The 916-nt window shown below is 41.4% G+C and carries 1 protein-coding gene; it reads right to left on the reverse strand.

Annotated features, from left to right (window positions below; translation table 11 throughout):
• Positions 1-916, reverse strand: a 916-nt coding sequence (locus tag QNI15_RS38870; protein WP_314037600.1) for an IS4 family transposase, incomplete at both ends; no start/stop codon positions are given.

Consider the following 916-nt stretch of genomic DNA (forward strand, 5'->3'; position numbering starts at 1 on the left):
TCAAAGCGAGCCAGACTCATTTTTCCTACCTGATTCAAAGCGAAAATACTTTTCCATATTTTAAACAATATTTCAACTTGCCATCTGAGCGTGTATAATTGACAGATCGACTCGGTAGAAAGGTCAGTGGCATTGGTCAAAAAAATGTTATAAGCGGCTAATCTCTTTTTCAAGACCGAGGTTGCATACGGCTTTTGTTTTTTAGATCGATTCCCTTCTTTAAGTCTGTATTGGTTCAATCGCTTTTGATGAACCTGTTGTGGCAGAAGTTGTAAGTGTATCCGAAGGGGAAGCATTTTTTTATCGACCTGCAAGTAGACTTGCTCTTCTAGTGAATTTTGCTCTTCTAGCGAATAGGACGTTGAATGCGATAGGGTAGCGTTTAAATCTTTCTGGGAGAGATCTTTCTGGGAGTTTTTAGTTAGTTTATCAAGGATTGTATCCCAATCAAGCCGTTTATAACTGGGTTGCTCAGCACTGGGTTGCTCAGAACTGGGTAGGTTATCTTGTACCCATAGTTGGGTTCCTACTTTATAACGCGTAATAAAATACCCTCCTTGCTGGTCAATCCTTGCCCAATGGGTAAGTTTATAATAGCCTAGATCCATTAGTTGTAAATCATCAGCCTGTACACAAAACCCTTTTTGTGTCAAATACTGACTATCATTTTCTGTTCCATTTCGAAAATCGAGTCGAAGTAGCTTTCCACTTAGCAGATCGACTTCCTGTTGGATTTTGATCACACTGCCTGTACTATCACCAGCAGGTCCTTGATAAAAAGGAGCCAATCGAGCCGGTAGTTGAAAACTGGTCGCATCCCGCACAATTACACGTTTAAAGCGGATACCTCTGTTGGGTAAAGTTGCCTGGGTTGGCTCTTGAGCAGACGATTCTTGAGCAGACGATTCTTGAGCAG

The organism is Xanthocytophaga flava (assembly GCF_030068545.1).
Taxonomy (GTDB): domain Bacteria; phylum Bacteroidota; class Bacteroidia; order Cytophagales; family 172606-1; genus Xanthocytophaga; species Xanthocytophaga flava.